The sequence below is a fragment of the Lactobacillus sp. ESL0246 genome, assembly GCF_003692965.1.
Taxonomy (GTDB): domain Bacteria; phylum Bacillota; class Bacilli; order Lactobacillales; family Lactobacillaceae; genus Lactobacillus.
On sequence record NZ_REHC01000014.1, the window covers coordinates 40609 to 58451 of the forward strand.

The window sequence follows — 17843 nt, forward strand, 5'->3', positions numbered from 1 at the left end:
TACTTTTGGTAAGTAACAAAAAGGAGGTATAAATGAATTTCTTAATATTAGCAGCAAACGGACAAATTGCTCAAATTGTTGAACACCGTATTTTAAATCAACCCGATTTTAAAAACATCAAGTTAACCTTAGGCTTACGTCATGCGGATAGACTAGCCAAGCTCGCTGATAGCGCACGTGTACTAGAAGTAGATTTACTAAAGCAGGATGAAGTTGATCGAGCAATAAACGGGCAGGATATGGTTTTTGTTGCGGTTGTTGATCATTCTCAAAATAATATCATTACTAAAAACGTCATTACAGCAATGAAAAATCATCATGTATCAAGAGTTATCTTTACTAATATTCTTGGTATATATGACGAGGTTAGTGGTGAATTTGGTCGTTGGAATCATGAATATACATTAGGTGGACTTGCAACCGCAATTAATTCAGACCGACTTTTAGCAAATTCCGGCTTACAATACACGACTTTGCGTTTGCCGTGGCTTAATGATCGTAACGAAATCAAATATACGATCACTACTCGTCATCAACCATATGTTGGTGTCTCGGGATCGCGCCAAAGCATTGCTGATGCAATTTTAAAAATTGTTCTCAAACCCGAACTTTATGTCAATGATAGTATTGGAATCGCTGATCCTGCTACTCAAGGACAAGACCGACCAGTATATTAAAAAAGTAGGAGATAAAAAATGAAAGTAGGAACATTTATTAAACCGGGTAAAATTGAAGTACAAGATTACCCAATGCCCGAACTTAAATCTGAAGATGATGCAATTATCCATGTCGTTCGCGCTTCAGTTTGTGGGTCTGACTTATGGTGGTTTAGGGGACTTTCTCATCGTGATCCTAATACAACAACTGGACATGAGGCAATCGGTATTGTTGAAAAAGTTGGTACAAACGTGACTAATATTAAACCAGGTGACTTTGTAATCGCTCCTTTTACACATGGTTGTGGTCATTGTGCTGCTTGTCTAGCAGGTTTTGATGGAAACTGTTTAAATCAAGGCAATGATACAAACGGTGGTTATCAAGGTGAATATCTTGAATTTCATAATGCTAATTGGGCCTTAGTCAAGATTCCGGGAAAACCACAGGATTACAGTGACGAACAATTAAATGATTTCCTAACATTAGCTGATGTTATGGCAACTGGGTACCATGCCGCAGACAGTGCCGAAGTTAAATATGGTGATACAGTCGTTGTTATCGGTGACGGTGCGGTTGGTCTATGTGGTGTAATTGCCGCTAAACTATTGGGAGCCAAAAAAATCATCGCTATGAGTCGCCATGAAGATCGGCAAAAATTAGCAACAGAGTTTGGAGCAACCGATATTGTCCCAGAAAGAGGCAAACAAGCAGTTGACCACGTAATTGCGTTAACTAATGGAATAGGTGCTGATGCTGTACTAGAATGTGTTGGTACTAATCAAGCTGTCGCAACAGCGGTTCAAGTTGGACGTCCCGGTTCAATTGTTGGTCGCGTTGGTGTTCCACAAAGCTCAAGTCTAGATACGCGTAACTTATTCTGGCGCAACATTGGCTTGCGTGGTGGAATTGCGTCTGTTACTTTTGATGATCGCAAAATTTTGCTTGATGCTGTTTTAAATGGAAAAATTCATCCAGGAAAAGTCTTCACTAAGCGCTTTTCTTTAAACCAGATTCAAAAAGCATATGAAGCAATGGATCAAAGAGAAGCAATTAAATCTTTATTAATTATCGATCCAGAATAAAAAGAAAGAAGATAAAATGAAAATTTTATTCATTAATGCTAGTCAAAATCAAGCAGGTAACACTAGCCGGATGGGAAAGGCTTTTCTTAAAGACAAAGCCTTTGAGCAAATCAATTTAGTTGATTATAAAATTTACCAAATTAATCAACATTATTCCGATGATCAATTTGGAAAAGTATTAGCCAGATTACAAAAAACAGATTGGATTGTCCTTGGTACACCTGCTTATTGGCATGATATGAGCGGTTATCTCAAAACCTTAATTGAACGAATTGGGCAAGATCCAGAACTGGACACTTTAGCAGGAAAAAAACTTTCCGTCTTTATTCAAGGTAGTAATCCTGCAGATACGATTAAACCAGTGACTTCAATTATCAAAAGATTTGCTCATGTCGCTCACATGGAATATATTGATATTCAACAAAATTTTACTCAGCATTAATAATTCAGCAAAATCATCTAAAAACAAATGGCAAAATTGAATAAATTTTAACGAAGTGAAAGGTTCTCATGTGAGAACCTTTCACTCTTTTTGATTCTTAAATAAGTATAATATACTTAAGTTATTGCAATATAAATCAAGCATATTTAATTCATTTAGGTGATATTCCTGCTATAATGAGGCCTCTAGGAGGTAGAGTTAATGCATAACAAAAATAGTTTTACCAATTTACCACAACACCTGTTGCATGCCAACCCAACACAAGAGTTGTTAAAACGAGTTCAACAAGTAACTAATTTTGTTCCCAAAGTTTGGCAAAAATTATGTGACAAAAACTATACTTGGACAAAAACTGGTTTGCAGCAAGTACAACACCTGTTGCTAGTATGTGCTAAACACAGTAAACACGTACAAAAGCAACTAACCAGTTTATTGCAACCTGCCAATTCTGAGCTGATTCCTGTTTTCAAAAATCAAAAATTTTTAAAACTATTAGCACATAAAATGAAACTTTCGCCGCATACTATTCAAAGGATTACCTCTTTACTAGATCAGTTTGATCAAAAGAACAGTTCATTTTCTTCCGGAACTTTACTGGTGATAGTTCTTTTCATCGCACTAGGGGCACAAGTACCACTTCTTTTTAAGGAAACCTTTAGTGCTAAAAAGGCTTTAATGTCAGTCATTACAATTTTAGACTATGTTTTGACCGCCATTGATTTAGCTAAAAATTTTCAAAATAATAAAAATAAATAATTCAAAAACACCTAGCCTATAAACCAGCTAGGTGTTTTTGAGCTTGATTAGAAAAATCAACTACAACATTAATTATTATTTTTAAAACCAACTTTTAAGCGAGTCAGACCATCTTGAACCATTGTTAATGGACAAGCAAAGTTCATCCGTAAAAAGTTCTGCCCATTGCCACGGTAAATGCTACCAGGAGAAACAATTAGTCCGGTTTTTTGACGTAAACTGTCTGCTAACTTATGTGAGTCGCTACTAATTTTAGAAGTATCAAGCCACATTAAATATGTGGCCCTACCCGAAACAACTTTTATTTGCGGCAATTCATGAGCAAGATAATCTTGAGCATAAGCAAAATTTTTATTGAGTTGCTGCAGTAAAGCCTGTCGCCATTCATGACCCTTTTCATAAGCAGCAATGGTCCCGGGAATTGCCAGCAAGTTCGGTTCACCCACTTCATCGCTATTTATCCCGCGACTCACTTGAGCATGCAAATTAGCATCGGGTATTATTGCCGTAGCAGCATGTAAGGCAGCAACGTTAAAAGTTTTACTAGGCGAAACCAGTGAAATAACACTAGCTTGTGCAGTCCCTTTAACGGCAAAAGCGGGTGTATAGTCCTGCCCCTGTCTTACTAAATCACCATGAATTTCATCTGATAGCAAAATAACGTGATGTTGCTGACAAAGTTCAGCAATGCGTTGTACTTCTGCTCTTGACCAGACTTTACCCGTTGGATTATGCGGATTACAGAAAATCATTAAGGTGGTCAGGGGCTGGGCTAATTTTTCTTCTAGATCTTGCCAGTCAATAGTATACTTTGTGCCATCAAATTTTAAGTCATTACTCAACACATGCCGACCATTATTTTCAATTGAATTGTAAAAAATATTGTAAACTGGTTCCTGCACTACGACATTGTCGCCTACATGCGACACCCGTCGCACAATTGAAGAAATTGCCGGGACAACTCCCGTGGTAAAAATCATCCATTCCGTTTTAGGACGCTGCTTATGTTCTTTTTCATACCAGTCAGCAACTGCCTTAAAATAATCATTTCGTGGCCACTCATAGCCAAAACAGCCTAACGAAATTTTTTCTTTCATCGCTGTCACAATTTCTGGTGCCGTTTTAAAATCCATGTCAGCAATTGACATTGGTAATTCACCGGGGTTTACATCCCACTTAACAGAATCAACTTGTTTACGATCCGGTGCATTGACAAAATCATACTTGATTTCCATTATTTAATCCTCTGGTTTCTGATTTAAATCTGAATGTATAGTCTTAATGCCAATCTTATCACAGATAATCTGCGTTTGACTTGGATCCACCTTAGTTGCATCAATAATTAATTCACCAATTTCTGGTGCAACAATTTTCCCGGAAATGGGATTTTTGACACTATCAATTTTAGTTACCGCTTCAACATCAAGATTTGACACATATTCAAAAGCCAAATCTGTATGAAGTAAACTAGTATTTTTTACTTCAAGTTGGTCGATATAATTCAGTCCCTGATTACTTTCAATTTTACAATTGATAAACTTGATATTTTTACAGTTCCATGCCAAATACTCACCATCAAGGGTAGAATCGTAAACTGTAACATTGTCACAATTCCAAAACGCATCTTTTGAAATTAAGGTAGAATGATGAACCTCAACATTTTTAGCACCGTCAAAAGCATAGTTGCCAATAATACTTACATGGTCAAGGTAAATATTCTCGCTATCTTTACCAAAATAATCACCATTAACCTGGCAACTGGTCATTTTAATATTTTGACAATTCCACATTGTTTCTTCTGCATTAGCAAAGTGCACATGATCTAATACAATGTCAGAAGCTCGCCTAAATAATTTTGGTGCTTGCAGTGCAGAATTAGTAATTTTGATATTTTTGGTATACCAAATTCCACTACGTGCCATCGTTTCAAACGTGGTATTATCAACTTCAACATCGGTATCATACCAAAGAGGATATTTCCACTGAAAAATCGAATCTTTAACAGCAATATGACTTGCTTCTTTAAGTGGTGATTCACCTTGTCCGAAGGTAATTCCAGTCAATTCTGTATCTTTAAGACCATAAAGAATTCGTTCTCCCGTAAAATAATGATTCTTAATACTATTCATTGTTATTCCTTCTATCATGATTTTTGCATAATTTAATTATCATGCAAAAATTACTCAATTTAAAATATCAATTGCATAATACCAAGTATTACTAAAAGTTATCGTTAAGGATAAGACAATTAGCTTTTAAAAAGCCAAGTCCATATAAAACTTGACTTTACAATCATAATTAAATAATAAAACTATCTATTTTATTTTTTTGCCAATTACATCATTCATCATCTGTTTCATTCTCAATTTGCTTTAGGTGAATAACCAAGTAAAGCCGTTCACTACTATTTAACTTATATTCCATTTCTTGATAAAAATAATTCTGTAATTTTTTAAGTGTTTCTCTCAATTCGGGAAATTGTTTTAAGAAGGAATCCAATATCTGTCTATTATCCGAGGACGTATTTACTAAATACTTACTATCACTTTGAATTTGCGTAATTAAGAATCTTAAGTGTATTGTCAAACGTTCCAAAGATGTTGGTTGAGCAGGATAACCTAAATCTGAAATAATAATTTGCAATACTTTACTTAGGTGTAGCGTAACAAAATTTTCACTTAATTGCTGATTCTCACTAATCGGACTAATTTCATTTTCCACAAAATGAATTGCTATTAGACCTGCTTCACCGGGGGGCAATATTACATTAAAAGTTGTATTGATTCTTTTAACGCCTTCTTGTGCAACCTTATATTCTAATGGGTAAACATCCCTAACACTAGCAAGTGAAGACACATCATGTTCACTACTCCGCTTTACTGCAAAGTAAATATGATCTGCTAAACTAATAATCAAAAATTGATTAAATGTTGTATTAAGTTTTTTCTCTGCATATTCAATTATATTTTTAGAAATTGCCAGATATTCTATTGGTACACTCTCAAGTAAATTTGATAGTGAATTAAGCCATTCAGGATCCCTAATATTTTTAATAAAAGTTTGCACGCCTTTACTTTTTGATATTTCATCTCCTGGATGTTTTTTAAATCCTATTCCTTTACCAAAAAGAATTGCTTGTTGATGATTTTGATCACTAACTAAAACAACATTATTGTTAAAGACTTTGATTACTTTCATTTTACTAATTCCTACTCATCATCTGATTCATTATTATCAATATAATTATTCATATAAATCATCTGACTCTTTGCCTGCTTAATTAATTCACTTATTTTTTCATTTGAAAGATAATCACTAGTATCAAGTACAATTGACAAAGCTATAGCTAGATTTATTCCCGTAATCACATTAACATGTCTCTCATTAATAAGTTGTGTACAATTTTGATTAACGCTTCCACCCAATAAATCAGTTAATAAAAAGACTTGATCTTGAGAATTAAAACCATCAATCAGTTTAATAAGTTTATCAATTGGAAATTCATTTTCTTCATTCTCATAGGCACAAATAAAGTGCAAATTCTGAATATTTCCAGCAAAAAACTTAATTGTTTCTACCATCCCTTGTGACATTGTTTTATGCGATATAATTATTATTTGTTTCATACTATGCCTTAAAAATACCTAGTCCTGCTCCAGCCATTGCAATAATGATTACCATTAAAATTAAAGTTGTCATTTTATGACCTTTTTTAAGCATCCAGTATAATAACCCAGTTAACAGTACAGGCATTAATCCTGGCATTAATTGATCTAGTATTTGTTGCCCTGTTAAAGATACGCCTGCTTGACTAAACTTTAGTGCCAATTTGAAATTAACTGTTGATGGAACTATCGCACCAATTACGGCAATGCCTAATACCGAAACTGCATCAGTTAAAGCAGAAAGCTTATCGCTCATATTAGTCATTAATGATGTGCCTGATTGATAACCAACATTATATAAAAATGAGCGTAAGAAAAAGAATAGTATATAAATTGTGGCATAGATCCACATACCTATACTGCTGCCATGTTTTCCCATTGAAGCAGCAATAGCTCCTAATACTGTTGGAAATAGTACCCAAATCAATGTGTCCCCAATTCCAGAAAAAGGGCCCATTAAGGCAGCTTTTAAATCTTGGACAGCTTGAAGAGATTTATTTTTACCCTTTTCCTCAATTGCTAAAGTTGCTCCCGTAATAATTGGAGAAACCCATGGATTACAGTTATAAAATTTAAATTGATTATCAATTGATTCTTGCAAACCATCTGGATCATCTTTATAGATTTTACTTAAAGCAGGGAATAATTCCCAAACAAGCGTAGCTGCAAAGCCACTATCATAGTTATATGTACTAATCGCCAAATAGTGTCTTCTCATCGCGCGCCAAAGATCTTTTTTTGTTAAAACTTGATCATTTTGTTCCACTACATTATCCTTATTCATCTTCCATATCCTCCTCTGTCATTCCATTTGTTGTAGTTACCAAGCTATTACTACGATTTGAATGATTCATAAATGTTGGTATTGCACCAGCAGTTCCGATTAAAGCGACACCTAGAACTGGCATTTTTAAATATGCGGTTAAAGCAAACCCGATTAGTAACCAGTAACCATATTTTTTAAGAGGCATGTAAGTTAACAACATTGCCATCCCAACTGCTGGCAGCATTCCACCAGCTACATTTAAGCCAACAGTAAACCAGGCTGGCATAAAGTTAAGAATGCTACTAACCACAGTTTTACCAAATAGCACAGCGATAAATACAGGAATAGCTGATTCAAGAGGCATCAACACAGTCATAACAGGAATAAGGTTTCTCATTTTTCTATATTGGCGTTTATTAGCTAAATCATGTGCCTTATTGGTAATAAACGAGTTGATAATCTTTAATAAAACATCTAATTGAATACATATCATTCCTACAGGAATACCTAGAGCCAATCCAGCTGCCATTCCCTTACCTGTAGTAATTGCTACAGTTGTTGAAATAATAGCTGCAACTGCATAGTCCGGCGTAGAGCTACCTCCTAAAGCAGCCACTCCCAGCGACATTAGCTGAATAGTTGCACCAACTATAAGTCCCATTTGAAAGTCGCCTAATAAAGCACCAACTACACAAGACCAAAACATATAATTCATTGTAATGATTTGAGTTGTTTCAAAATCTAATCTTTGGATATAAGCAATAACGGTAATCAAAATTACTTGCCAAATTGTTAGTCCCATAATTAAGCACCAGCTTTCTTATTATCTAAAACTTCTGCAACATCAACACTATCATCCTGCGGAACATATTTAGAAATGATTTTACATCCCTTAGCAATAATTTCTTTATATGTATCAATTTGCTCTGATTTTATATATGCTCTATTAGTTACTTTAATTGCATCATCAAAAGTTAAAGTACCACCCAAAATGAGTTCAGAAATTTTTTCTCCCTGTTCAATTAAATTTAAAAATACATCTGGTGTTTGTGATACAATAAAAACTTTCTGTCGATCATATTTATGATCTTTGAAGTTGACCAATGCTTTTTGTTTAGTAATAATTGATACTGCCATACCTGATGGACGTCCAAGTTTCATAGCTTGCTTTTTTTGTGGGTCATTGGCTACCCCATCATCAACCACCATTACTCTTGTAGCATTTGAATCTGGTGCCCAACTGGTTGCTACTATACCATGTAATAAACGATTATCAATTCTTGCTCCTACAATTGCCATTATTTATTCCTCCAAAAAACAAAAAACCAAAACAATGATTATTGACACAATTTGACGTGTATAAATCATTATTTTGGTTTCGCCAGTTTTTAAACTGTTACGATCCTTTATTTAATTTTCTTTATCTTATCAATCAATTTTTGCTTTTGCAAGTGTTTTCATTTTAATTGGATGATTCTATGATAACTTTTGCTATCTCTAAACACATGTCTTCTGCTTGTGGTTCTGTTCCAAAAAAGTTAAGACTACCATGATCACATCCCATATATTTAATAACTTTTAGATCAGCATTATGTTCAAGTGCCTTTTTAACAAATTCTTCTGTTACTAACGTCAACAAATCATATTGATTAACAATAAATGTAATCGGGGGCAGCTTACCCCAATCTCTTAGATTAAAAAGATTAACTATCTCATCTCTTGGATCAATTTTGTGATGTAAATAATTATTCTCAAATGCAGGTAAAGACTTAAGCATCCTGTTAACTCTATTTTTAGCATATTTTTCATCTTTAGAGCAAACATCGAACTTGCTCCATTTATAATACTTTTCCATATCATTATCAATAGCTGGGTACAGTTCAACTGCTTTAGCAATAATTGATGTATTGTGTAATCGCACAATGCAAGAATTAATTATGCTTGCCCCCGCACTGTCACCTGCTAAAATTATTTTTTCATTATCTGAACCCAGTTGTTGATGATTGGCTTTTACCCAATTAATGATTCCCATCGCATCATTAATTGCTGCGGGATATGGATTTTCTGGTGCTAAACGATAATGAGGGAAAATTACTGTTGATTTAGCTTGTTCAGCAATAAATTTCATTTGTTTGCCAAATTCTTCAATCTTACCTGTCATAAAAGCTCCACCATGAAAATAAATCAATATAGGGTTAGCATGATTTAAGTTTTCTGCACTATAAATAAATGTATCAATATAATGATCACCATCAATTTCTACTAATTTTTCATCTAGTTTAACTGGACTGGTAGTTAAATCATAGGTAATGTTTTCCGGACGATTGCGATCAAAATTTAGTGAAAAAGGTTTGTCACCAATTCCCTCATCAATCTTTTTCTGTATAATCATCTTAACGTGCGGATCCACAATATTTAATTTTGGATTACCATCTTGTCCTGGAACAGGCTTAATTATTTCGTCCACTCCATTAATAACTTTTCGCATAGTCTTAGTTTGTAATTCCTCAATTAAAGTATGCGAATATTGTCTTTGTTCCATAAAAATCCTCCCTTAGACACAAAAAAACCGAAAAAGTATATAAACATACTTTCTCGGTTTCGCCAGTTTTTAAACTGTTACGATCCTTTTTCATTTATATGTTAGCATATTTTCTTACTTTTGGAAAGCGCTTGCTAAGAATATTATTATCCTAGTCATTTATCGGTGTTATTTCAATTGTTTTCATAATTTCAAAAACACGTTCTGGCTGCACAAATCCAGTCTTAATTTCCATTGCATTCGCTGTACCAGCAGCTATTGCTAAACAAATAGCATCCTTAAAATCATATTTTTGATCAAGAGCATACAGCAATCCCCCAACTACAGAGTCACCAGATCCCTCTGTATTTACAACAGAAACAGGTCGAAAACTGACTTTATAAAAATCATTTTGTTGCTTAACTAATGCTCCTTTAGCACCTAAGGAAATAATTATATTATCAACTCTACTTAGATCGCTTACTTCAATTTCTCTTTTCAACAAATGACTATCATATGTTACAGGTATTGATAATATTTCAGCTGCTTCGTGTTCATTTGGCTTAATAACATCTGGTAAATTATTACTTGTTAAAACTTCTCTCAAAGCTTGTCCAGAAGTATCCAAAACAATTTTAATTTGAGGATTAAGTTCTCTAATCTTAACAATAATTCTAGAATAAACATTTTCAACTTCTGAAACGGGTAAACTTCCATTTAACGAAATAGCATTCACGTCATTATTTTTAACAAGCGAAGTAAGTTTTTCTAATAATTCATCAAAATAACTTTGTACAAGACAATCTCCATGTTCATTAATCTCTGTTTTTTTCCCATCTTTTGAGATGATCGTATAGCAATTACGAGTATTCCCAATTGCTTTAATAAAATCACAAGTATAATGATCATTTTTTGCTTGATCTAAAATGTATTTCCCATTGGAACCAGCTAAAAAACCAGTTGCAAAAGTTGGCGCCCCCAAGCAGGCAGAGACACGTGCAGCATTGATACCCTTGCCACCAACCATTTTCTTAATTAGATGTACACGATTCAGTCCCCCTACTTTTAGTTCATCTAATCTATATAATCGATCAACTGATGGATTAATTGTAACTGTAATGTCCATTTCTATTCCTATTCCACAATAATCAATAAATTACTTTTGTATATTTCGAATATTTTATAACATCATCTTTTTTGGTTTTAGAATCAGTCACTAAAAAGTCGAATTTATCAAGATCCTGAAAAGTTATAATGTCTGAATGATTAAGCTTAGTATGATCTGCTACAATAATAGATTTTTCAGCATGCTCCATTGCAATGTTCTGAATAGTACCTTCAGGTATCATACTGGTCGTAACATTATTATTGCTAATACCATTCGTAGAGCATATTGCATAGTCAAAATTTAAACCTTCAAAAATATTTTCAGCCTTTACTCCTAGAAATTCTTCAGTATTTCTATGTAATTCACCGCCAGTTAAAAGTAAACGACACTTACTTTTATTAATTTCATTAAAAGCCAACAGGCTATTAGTAACAAAAGTTAAATTCTTCTGCACCAATAAAGGAACTGCCATCAATAAAGTTGTTCCTGCTCCCAAAAAAATTGTTGAATTATTAGCTATTTGCTCTGTCAATAATGTGGCAATTTCTTTTTTTTCCTCAATATTTTTTTGTAACTTCTCATTTGTCGTTGATTCAGTTTGATCGTTACTTTTTGCACCACCATAAATTCTGGTAATTGTCCCCATTTCTTCCAATCGTTTTAAATCACGCCTTATTGTCATTGCAGAAACTTGTAAATTTTCAGCAATATCAACGGTAGTCATAAATCCAGTTTTATGTAAAAGATTGTTTATAGCTGTTAATCTTTTTTCTTGTAAACTCATAAAAATCACTTCTTTTACTTAATATTATCATCACAATGCAAGTATATCAAACAATCTAAAACAATTAAAGTTCGTCTATGTTAAACTTTGTTAAATTTAGGTTGACATTGTTCAACTAGCGTATTATATTGAAAACGTATTCAGATTGAAAGGAGGTTAAATTATGTTTTACCAAGATTTAATTGATTTAAATATTTCTGTCAACACAGAAGAACAGTTATTTGACTTGATTGGGTCCCGTACTATTAACTCAGCTTACGCTAACTTAGGATACATATCCAATCTAGAAAAAAGGGAACTATCCTATCCTACTGGATTAAAATTCCCCCAAATTTCTTTAGCTCTACCACACGTTGATCCACAATATGTTAATAAACCATTTATTTATATAGCACGCACTAATAAAGCGCTAAAAGTAAAACAAATGGGAGATAGTTTAGAGATGCAATCTAGCAACTTTTTGTTCTTAGGTTTGAAAAATGGAGAAAAACAACCCGAGCTTTTATCACAAATTATATCTGCTTTTCAAGATGAACACTTTGTAGACAAATTTAAAAGTACAGAGACATCTAGCGATATGCTTAAACTGTTAGAAGTAAAATTTAAGGAGTTATAAAATGAAAACTATTCTAGTTTGTTGTGGTACTGGAGTTGCCACAAGTCCGCAAGTTTCTAATAAAATAAATGATTTTTTAGCTGAACAGGGATTAGATCAATTAGCAAAGGCAACACCTGAACCAATTGGCGAAGCGAAAACTACTATCGAAAATGATTCAAATGTAATCATATATGTTGGAATAGCTCCTGCCGATGGGGAGCTTCAAGAAGTTCTCGACGCCAACAATGTTGTTGGCATGGTTGGATTGCCATGGTTAACAGGAATGGGGCAAGATGAAGCTAACCAAAAAGTTGCAGACATTGTTAAACAAGCTACTAAGTAAGAATCCATAATTTGGAGGTGATTTTTTATGGACTGGAATTCGATAGTTCAAGGTATTTTGGGAGTCGGAGCTCAAGTATTAATTCCTATCTTAATTATGATTTTGGGATTAATCTTTGGAATGAAACCATCAAAAGCAATACTATCCGGACTTTATTTAGGTACTGGATTTATTGGAATGTCAATGGCTATCAACCAACTCACTGAAACTGTTAGTCCAGCAGCAAAAGCCTTAGCCAAATATACTGGAATTAATCTACCAGCTGTTGATTTTGGATGGACCGGTGCTGCAGCAATAACTTGGAGTTGGACATTGGCTTTCTTATTCTTTGTAGTAGAAATTGCAGTTAATTTAGTTATGCTTCTTACTAAGTTAACTGATACTATGAATGCGGATATGTGGAATGTTTGGGGAATTGCATTAACAGCTTACATTGTTTATCAAATTTCTGGAAGCTTAATTTGGGGGTTCATTTGTGGTGCAATTCAAGTAATAATTTGTCTAAAACTAGGTGACATGTGGAGTAAGGAAATTGCCAACATGCTTGGTTACGAAGGAGTAACCGTAACACATATTGAAGCATTTACCGCAATTATAATGTCACCTGTTAACAAGTTAATGGATTACATTCCTGTTTTTAACCGGGAATGGGACGCCACTTCTTTAAAGCGCAAAATAGGTGTATTTAGTGAACCTGTAACTATGGGAGCTATTATTGGCCTAGTTCTTGCACTTGCTGGTCGTTATAGTATTGGTGACGCTCTCAACTTATCTGTTACTGTTGGCGCAGTTATGGCTATTTTTCCTGTCATGGCTAAATTCTTTATGGATGCTTTGACTCCATTTGGTTCAACCATGAGTAATTTTATGAAAAAACATGTCAAAGGTAGAACATTCTCTATTGGCTTAGATTGGCCTATTTTAGGTCAAAGTACAGAGTTATGGGTAACTATGGTGTTAATGATTCCTATTTCTATTATTTATGCTGCAATTTTACCTGGAAATAAAATTTTACCTATTGCTGGCGTTATCAATTATTGTATTGGAGTTGGTGGCTTACTTCTTACTGGCGGTAATCTTTTAAGAATGCTTGTTTTAGGCATTATCTATGAACCTATCTTCCTATATGGAGCTTCTTACTTTGCAAATGTATTTACAAAATTAGCTAAATCAAGCACTTCTATTAAAGTTCCTACTGGTTCACAAGTTTCTTGGAGTTCCATTGAGGCTCCTGAATTAAGGTTTTTAATGGCTTGGGCTGGACGTGGCAATATTTGGGCTATTGTTGGATTAGTAGCACTAATTGCCCTGTTTTGGCTACTCTACCGTAGTTTCAAAAAGAATCCTATTCCAGCTTTAAAATACAGCAAATTAAAGTAGGAGTTTAGCTATGAAGAAAGTATCGAATAAAAAGTTTTTTTGGACATGCTTATCTTTTCTTACTTTTGGTTTATTTAGTCTAGCAATTATTTCAAAAAATTATTGGATAAATATTTTCGTTATTATTTTCGGACTATTAATTAATAAGAAAGGAAGCGATACTTTATTCACTAAAAAAACAAAAATATTTAACAAAAATAATAAACTAGAAAGGAAATAATTTATGAAATATCCAGCAGGAAGAATTCCATTTGAATATGAGCGTGAAGATCTAGCTAAAGTTGTCCGAGAAGTTATGGAACGACGTGATACCAATATAGTAGGTGGCAATATCAGCATCAAAGTTCAAGATGAAACTGGAAAAAACTATTATGTCATGACACCAACAATGATGTCTGAAGCCTATATGGGATACTTGACAGCTGATCAAATTTTAGTTATTGAACCGCACACTCGTAAAGTGATTTCTGGAAATGGCAAAGTTACACGTGAAATTAACATGCATGAAGCAATATATGACACTAATCCTGAAATTAAATGTGTTTTCCACTCTCATGCAGATCAATGTATGTTTTGGGGAACTAGTGGCTTAAATATGCCTAATGTGACAGAAGCAACCCAAAAGTTGAAAGAAATTAGAACATTGGCATGGCACCCAATGTGTACAGAAGACTTAGCACAGTACGTTGCTACTGAAATTAAAAAGCTTGGTTCAAAAGCCTTAAGAAATGGATTTATATTAAATTCACATGGTACACTGTTTACTTCTGGTGGTAAGGATATGGATGCTATAACTGCGCTACACAAATCTCTAGCAGATGTTGACATTACCGAATATAACGCTAAAGTTGCATACAAACAAACCGTTTTTCAACAAATCGGTGTAATGGATGGTTATTATTCTGAAGGAACTAAAATTGGTACATGGGAAGATGTTAAAGCTGGAAAAGCACTTTATAATAAAAAAATTGCCCAAAATAAAAAGGGCGATTAAAAAAGTACCCTTCTCATAAAGTTTGACTACTTTGACAATATAATAAATTAAATTAAATTGCAACTACTAAGTTTAAAAAAACAAAAAATCTGATCAACTGATCAGATTTTTTTGTTTTTATAAATATCTTACTAAAATTCATAGGCTTCTTTGTCTTATTTGAACACCAATTAGATTGTATCTATCAAATTAATGTAGGAGTTAAACTTAATATTACAATTTTCAAAAATATTTTTTTGAAAATTTAGAAAAGTACTTGTCAAAAGTTCTTTAAAGTTCATTCTTCATTATTTACAATCCTCTATTCTTTTTGTTAAGTTAATAAATTCATATATCCCATCGTTTGATTTTTGCATTTTAGAACCTGCTTTTTTAAATCCTGCTCTCTGATAGACTTTAATTGCACGTTTATTAAAGCTAGCCACTGACAGAAGGATCATTTTCCATATCATAAAAATCATACTGTCCACTGTAATGCCATTTTCTAGCAATCTGATCAAGTTGCTATATCGCGCAATCTCTTCTTTTTTCACGTAAGTTAAGAATTTACTTTCGCTTGGCAGTCGTAGCGCAGTAACGATAAAGATAGAGCAAATCTGACTCTGCTGGCACTAAATTATATTTTAATTCATTCTATCTACCAAAGAATCCTATGAACTTTTTATTTTCTAATTAGGAAAAGTTTTTAACTTCATTTTACAGCCTTCAAAATAAAAAATCTTAAAATCATCATAAAAATTTAAAAGAAAATTATTTCTATGTTAGATAATACAGATTTCTAAAAACTTTTTTATAGCTTATGTTTACCATTAAATTGATATTGGTCAAAGTCAACAACTACATCATACTTTTGTAGTTCTTCTGGATCGTAATGATGGATAACTTCAATAAAAGTAAAATTTGAATCAAAAATATATTGATGAATTGCCTTTGACGAAGTTTTATCAAGCGAAGCATTAATTTCATCCAGTAATAAAATTGGGCGATTGGCCAAAATAGCCCGTGCCACCTCAATTCTGGACAATTGGCCACCGGATAGTTGATCCGCATTATCACCTAATTGATAATCAAAGCCTTTTTCTTCAATTAATTGACCTAATTGCAGTCCTTGACACACTTCAAGAACTTTTTCTTTAGCTATATTGGCACCTAAAGTCAGATTAAACCAAAGTGTATCAGAGAAAATAACCGCACTCTGGCTAGAATATGCAAACAACTTAGTAAATGATCCTGCTGCTACTTCCTTCTGATCAAGTATAATTTTCTTCGCGTTGCCATACTTACCATACATCAGAAACTGTAACATGGTAGATTTCCCTGATCCTGAAGGTCCGATGACTGCAATCTTTTGACCAGACTTAATATTAAAATTAATATGTTGTGCTAACACCTTATCCTGGCGCATTAAATCTAGGTCTTGTACTTGCAGTTCATTAAATGCCGGAATATCGGTTTGGTTCTGCTTCACCTTATCTGCTTTTTGTACATACTGCTTTACCTTTTGAACAATTGGCTTTGTAGTAGACAGATTATTTCGTTCCTGCAAAATTTGTAAAATTGGATTTACAAATGAATTAGATAACTGCGTTATTGCAAAAAGGGCTCCTAAAGTAGTCTGGCCTTTAATTACTAATACAACTCCAATTGCAAACGGCAGTAAATAAGTACCAATAATTGCAATCGCGCTAAGACAAGCATTAGTATTATTATTAAGCAAATTCATCTTGGCTAATTTTTCTTCTAATTGATTAACTTTACGCTGGTTTTGTTTAACCGCATTATCCTGCTTATCATACAAGTTAAAGGTAGCAGTACCAGATAACAAATTTTTGGTTTGGCTAACATATTTATCATTAGCATCTGTCCAAGCTTGTGCAGCATTTTGAATAGGTTTTTGAAAAAAGCTGGAGACAATTGTTGGTATAACCGAACCGATAAAAAATATTATTGTGAGCTGCCAATTTAAATACAAAGCATACGTCATAGCAAGTACAACCGTGTATGAATAAACCAAGATTTCTATTTCGGCATTATATCGATTTGTTTCTAAAAGTTTAAAATCATTAGTTAAAAAACCTAGATTAGAAGCATTTTCTTGCTCATCAAAAAGCATGCCCCTCATCACTTTAAGCCTTAACTCAGTATTGACCTGCTTAACAGCATCTGCTTTAAGATAATCAAAAATTAAAGCCGATGCTAAAACTAGCAGTAACATTAGGACAGTTTCACCCATAAAAGTGGGAATGCTGTCAAAATTTTTAGCTGTTGCCATATTAATCAATGTGCCAATGCTATACGCCATAACAATATTTTGCATACTGGAAATTAATCCAAAAATATTTAAGCAAAAAAACTTAAAGTGTGAATAATATTTATATACCATAATTTTCTCCCGAATCTGCTTCAAACTCACTCTTCATGTAATGGAAAACACTTAATCTAAACTCCATAATTAGCACAGATTATTAAACTTTAAGCTAGGCTCTAACGTTCTATCATAGTTAGTCCTAAAAATAAATTAATTGAGGAGTATTAATAATTTTTTTGCGATTTAAATCTGCTTCCAGACTTATCAATAAACTTACTTTTATATTATGTTTGCTGCTCTAATTTTGTTAATAAAATTATCATATTTAATTTATTTTTTCAAGTATAAACACGAGTAAACTAATAAAGCCCTGATCTTAAAGACTTTTAAAGTGCTCCATAATAGTTAGATCTTAGCCTGCCTTTGCAGTGCTGCGTGA

At 33.4% G+C, this 17843-nt stretch carries 21 protein-coding genes; 9 read left to right on the top strand and 12 right to left on the bottom strand.

Annotation, left to right across the window (positions count from 1 at the left end):
* Nucleotides 1–32 precede the first annotated feature (32 nt).
* The 4 genes from F5ESL0246_RS07640 (at nucleotide 33) to F5ESL0246_RS07655 (ending at nucleotide 2937) form a co-directional block, all read left to right on the top strand.
* Nucleotides 33–677: an NAD(P)H-binding protein gene (locus F5ESL0246_RS07640; protein ID WP_122019280.1), complete on the top strand. Its 645-nt coding sequence runs from the start codon at nucleotides 33–35 to the stop codon at nucleotides 675–677.
* 18 nt (nucleotides 678–695) lie between these two features.
* A complete protein-coding gene (locus F5ESL0246_RS07645; RefSeq protein ID WP_122019283.1) occupies nucleotides 696–1739 on the top strand; it encodes a zinc-dependent alcohol dehydrogenase family protein in 1044 nt (347 codons plus the stop codon).
* A 16-nt stretch (nucleotides 1740–1755) separates the two neighbouring features.
* Nucleotides 1756–2181 carry a flavodoxin family protein gene (locus tag F5ESL0246_RS07650; RefSeq protein ID WP_122019286.1) on the top strand — a complete coding sequence of 142 codons (426 nt, stop codon included), beginning with the start codon at nucleotides 1756–1758 and terminating at the stop codon, nucleotides 2179–2181.
* Nucleotides 2182–2382: 201 nt separating this feature from the next.
* Entirely contained in the window at nucleotides 2383–2937 is a 555-nt protein-coding gene (locus tag F5ESL0246_RS07655) for a hypothetical protein (RefSeq protein ID WP_122019290.1), read from the top strand.
* Between the two features lie 68 nt (nucleotides 2938–3005).
* Here the strand turns inward: F5ESL0246_RS07655 and F5ESL0246_RS07660 are convergent, their stop codons facing one another.
* The 10 genes from F5ESL0246_RS07660 to F5ESL0246_RS07705 form a co-directional block, all read right to left on the bottom strand.
* A complete protein-coding gene (locus tag F5ESL0246_RS07660; protein WP_122019413.1) occupies nucleotides 3006–4166 on the bottom strand; it encodes a MalY/PatB family protein in 1161 nt (386 codons plus the stop codon).
* A 9-nt stretch (nucleotides 4167–4175) separates the two neighbouring features.
* The gene (locus F5ESL0246_RS07665; RefSeq protein ID WP_122019294.1) at nucleotides 4176–5066 is read right to left on the bottom strand and encodes a DUF3737 family protein; all 891 of its coding nucleotides are present in this window, start codon (nucleotides 5064–5066) and stop codon (nucleotides 4176–4178) included.
* 211 nt (nucleotides 5067–5277) lie between these two features.
* Nucleotides 5278–6135 carry a PRD domain-containing protein gene (locus F5ESL0246_RS07670; protein WP_122019297.1) on the bottom strand — a complete coding sequence of 286 codons (858 nt, stop codon included), beginning with the start codon at nucleotides 6133–6135 and terminating at the stop codon, nucleotides 5278–5280.
* A gap of 11 nt (nucleotides 6136–6146) precedes the next feature.
* Nucleotides 6147–6563, bottom strand: coding sequence for a PTS sugar transporter subunit IIA (locus tag F5ESL0246_RS07675; RefSeq protein ID WP_122019301.1), 417 nt, complete (start codon nucleotides 6561–6563; stop codon nucleotides 6147–6149).
* 1 nt (nucleotide 6564) lies between these two features.
* Nucleotides 6565–7386, bottom strand: a complete 822-nt coding sequence (locus F5ESL0246_RS07680; protein WP_122019304.1) for a PTS system mannose/fructose/sorbose family transporter subunit IID — start codon at nucleotides 7384–7386, stop codon at nucleotides 6565–6567.
* Nucleotides 7379–8170, bottom strand: coding sequence for a PTS sugar transporter subunit IIC (locus F5ESL0246_RS07685; RefSeq protein WP_122019307.1), 792 nt, complete (start codon nucleotides 8168–8170; stop codon nucleotides 7379–7381). Before F5ESL0246_RS07685 ends, F5ESL0246_RS07680 begins: the two co-directional genes overlap by 8 nt.
* A 2-nt stretch (nucleotides 8171–8172) precedes the next feature.
* Nucleotides 8173–8667, bottom strand: a complete 495-nt coding sequence (locus F5ESL0246_RS07690; protein WP_122019310.1) for a PTS sugar transporter subunit IIB — start codon at nucleotides 8665–8667, stop codon at nucleotides 8173–8175.
* A 163-nt stretch (nucleotides 8668–8830) separates the two neighbouring features.
* Nucleotides 8831–9910 (bottom strand): alpha/beta hydrolase fold domain-containing protein, encoded by a 1080-nt coding sequence (locus tag F5ESL0246_RS07695; RefSeq protein ID WP_122019313.1) that lies wholly within the window; start codon nucleotides 9908–9910, stop codon nucleotides 8831–8833.
* Nucleotides 9911–10061: 151 nt separating this feature from the next.
* On the bottom strand, nucleotides 10062–11015 hold the full coding sequence (locus tag F5ESL0246_RS07700; RefSeq protein WP_122019317.1) for a 1-phosphofructokinase family hexose kinase: 954 nt from the start codon (nucleotides 11013–11015) through the stop codon (nucleotides 10062–10064).
* 22 nt (nucleotides 11016–11037) lie between these two features.
* Entirely contained in the window at nucleotides 11038–11781 is a 744-nt protein-coding gene (locus F5ESL0246_RS07705; protein WP_122019320.1) for a DeoR/GlpR family DNA-binding transcription regulator, read from the bottom strand.
* A gap of 163 nt (nucleotides 11782–11944) precedes the next feature.
* Here F5ESL0246_RS07705 and F5ESL0246_RS07710 point away from each other — a divergent pair, with 163 nt between their 5' ends.
* Genes F5ESL0246_RS07710 through F5ESL0246_RS07730 form a run of 5 tightly spaced genes read left to right on the top strand, consistent with a single transcriptional unit; the run spans nucleotide 11945 to nucleotide 15096 of the window.
* Nucleotides 11945–12397, top strand: a complete 453-nt coding sequence (locus F5ESL0246_RS07710; RefSeq protein WP_122019323.1) for a PTS sugar transporter subunit IIA — start codon at nucleotides 11945–11947, stop codon at nucleotides 12395–12397.
* A 1-nt stretch (nucleotide 12398) separates the two neighbouring features.
* Nucleotides 12399–12722: a PTS galactitol transporter subunit IIB gene (locus tag F5ESL0246_RS07715; protein ID WP_122019326.1), complete on the top strand. Its 324-nt coding sequence runs from the start codon at nucleotides 12399–12401 to the stop codon at nucleotides 12720–12722.
* A gap of 27 nt (nucleotides 12723–12749) precedes the next feature.
* A complete protein-coding gene (locus F5ESL0246_RS07720) occupies nucleotides 12750–14102 on the top strand; it encodes a PTS galactitol transporter subunit IIC (protein ID WP_122019329.1) in 1353 nt (450 codons plus the stop codon).
* Between the two features lie 10 nt (nucleotides 14103–14112).
* The gene (locus F5ESL0246_RS07725; RefSeq protein WP_122019332.1) at nucleotides 14113–14322 is read left to right on the top strand and encodes a hypothetical protein; all 210 of its coding nucleotides are present in this window, start codon (nucleotides 14113–14115) and stop codon (nucleotides 14320–14322) included.
* A 3-nt stretch (nucleotides 14323–14325) separates the two neighbouring features.
* A complete protein-coding gene (locus tag F5ESL0246_RS07730) occupies nucleotides 14326–15096 on the top strand; it encodes a class II aldolase/adducin family protein (protein WP_122019336.1) in 771 nt (256 codons plus the stop codon).
* Between the two features lie 287 nt (nucleotides 15097–15383).
* Here F5ESL0246_RS07730 and F5ESL0246_RS07735 read toward each other — a convergent pair whose 3' ends face one another.
* Both F5ESL0246_RS07735 and F5ESL0246_RS07740 read right to left on the bottom strand, forming a co-directional pair.
* Nucleotides 15384–15629 (bottom strand): hypothetical protein, encoded by a 246-nt coding sequence (locus F5ESL0246_RS07735; RefSeq protein ID WP_147441432.1) that lies wholly within the window; start codon nucleotides 15627–15629, stop codon nucleotides 15384–15386.
* Nucleotides 15630–15886: 257 nt separating this feature from the next.
* The gene (locus tag F5ESL0246_RS07740; protein ID WP_122019340.1) at nucleotides 15887–17479 is read right to left on the bottom strand and encodes an ABC transporter ATP-binding protein; all 1593 of its coding nucleotides are present in this window, start codon (nucleotides 17477–17479) and stop codon (nucleotides 15887–15889) included.
* Nucleotides 17480–17843 lie beyond the last annotated feature (364 nt).

What these genes read in the sequence shown, in the direction of transcription:
- F5ESL0246_RS07705 (WP_122019320.1), bottom strand. Translation starts at nt 11,781, where the DNA reads ATGAGTTTACAAGAAAAAAGATTAACAGCTATAAACAATCTTTTACAT.
- F5ESL0246_RS07655 (WP_122019290.1), top strand. Translation starts at nt 2,383, where the DNA reads ATGCATAACAAAAATAGTTTTACCAATTTACCACAACACCTGTTGCAT.
- F5ESL0246_RS07700 (WP_122019317.1), bottom strand. Translation starts at nt 11,015, where the DNA reads ATGGACATTACAGTTACAATTAATCCATCAGTTGATCGATTATATAGA.
- F5ESL0246_RS07675 (WP_122019301.1), bottom strand. Translation starts at nt 6,563, where the DNA reads ATGAAACAAATAATAATTATATCGCATAAAACAATGTCACAAGGGATG.
- F5ESL0246_RS07725 (WP_122019332.1), top strand. Translation starts at nt 14,113, where the DNA reads ATGAAGAAAGTATCGAATAAAAAGTTTTTTTGGACATGCTTATCTTTT.
- F5ESL0246_RS07730 (WP_122019336.1), top strand. Translation starts at nt 14,326, where the DNA reads ATGAAATATCCAGCAGGAAGAATTCCATTTGAATATGAGCGTGAAGAT.
- F5ESL0246_RS07695 (WP_122019313.1), bottom strand. Translation starts at nt 9,910, where the DNA reads ATGGAACAAAGACAATATTCGCATACTTTAATTGAGGAATTACAAACT.
- F5ESL0246_RS07670 (WP_122019297.1), bottom strand. Translation starts at nt 6,135, where the DNA reads ATGAAAGTAATCAAAGTCTTTAACAATAATGTTGTTTTAGTTAGTGAT.
- F5ESL0246_RS07680 (WP_122019304.1), bottom strand. Translation starts at nt 7,386, where the DNA reads ATGAATAAGGATAATGTAGTGGAACAAAATGATCAAGTTTTAACAAAA.
- F5ESL0246_RS07640 (WP_122019280.1), top strand. Translation starts at nt 33, where the DNA reads ATGAATTTCTTAATATTAGCAGCAAACGGACAAATTGCTCAAATTGTT.
- F5ESL0246_RS07690 (WP_122019310.1), bottom strand. Translation starts at nt 8,667, where the DNA reads ATGGCAATTGTAGGAGCAAGAATTGATAATCGTTTATTACATGGTATA.
- F5ESL0246_RS07650 (WP_122019286.1), top strand. Translation starts at nt 1,756, where the DNA reads ATGAAAATTTTATTCATTAATGCTAGTCAAAATCAAGCAGGTAACACT.
- F5ESL0246_RS07685 (WP_122019307.1), bottom strand. Translation starts at nt 8,170, where the DNA reads ATGGGACTAACAATTTGGCAAGTAATTTTGATTACCGTTATTGCTTAT.
- F5ESL0246_RS07710 (WP_122019323.1), top strand. Translation starts at nt 11,945, where the DNA reads ATGTTTTACCAAGATTTAATTGATTTAAATATTTCTGTCAACACAGAA.
- F5ESL0246_RS07715 (WP_122019326.1), top strand. Translation starts at nt 12,399, where the DNA reads ATGAAAACTATTCTAGTTTGTTGTGGTACTGGAGTTGCCACAAGTCCG.
- F5ESL0246_RS07740 (WP_122019340.1), bottom strand. Translation starts at nt 17,479, where the DNA reads ATGGTATATAAATATTATTCACACTTTAAGTTTTTTTGCTTAAATATT.
- F5ESL0246_RS07645 (WP_122019283.1), top strand. Translation starts at nt 696, where the DNA reads ATGAAAGTAGGAACATTTATTAAACCGGGTAAAATTGAAGTACAAGAT.
- F5ESL0246_RS07665 (WP_122019294.1), bottom strand. Translation starts at nt 5,066, where the DNA reads ATGAATAGTATTAAGAATCATTATTTTACGGGAGAACGAATTCTTTAT.
- F5ESL0246_RS07720 (WP_122019329.1), top strand. Translation starts at nt 12,750, where the DNA reads ATGGACTGGAATTCGATAGTTCAAGGTATTTTGGGAGTCGGAGCTCAA.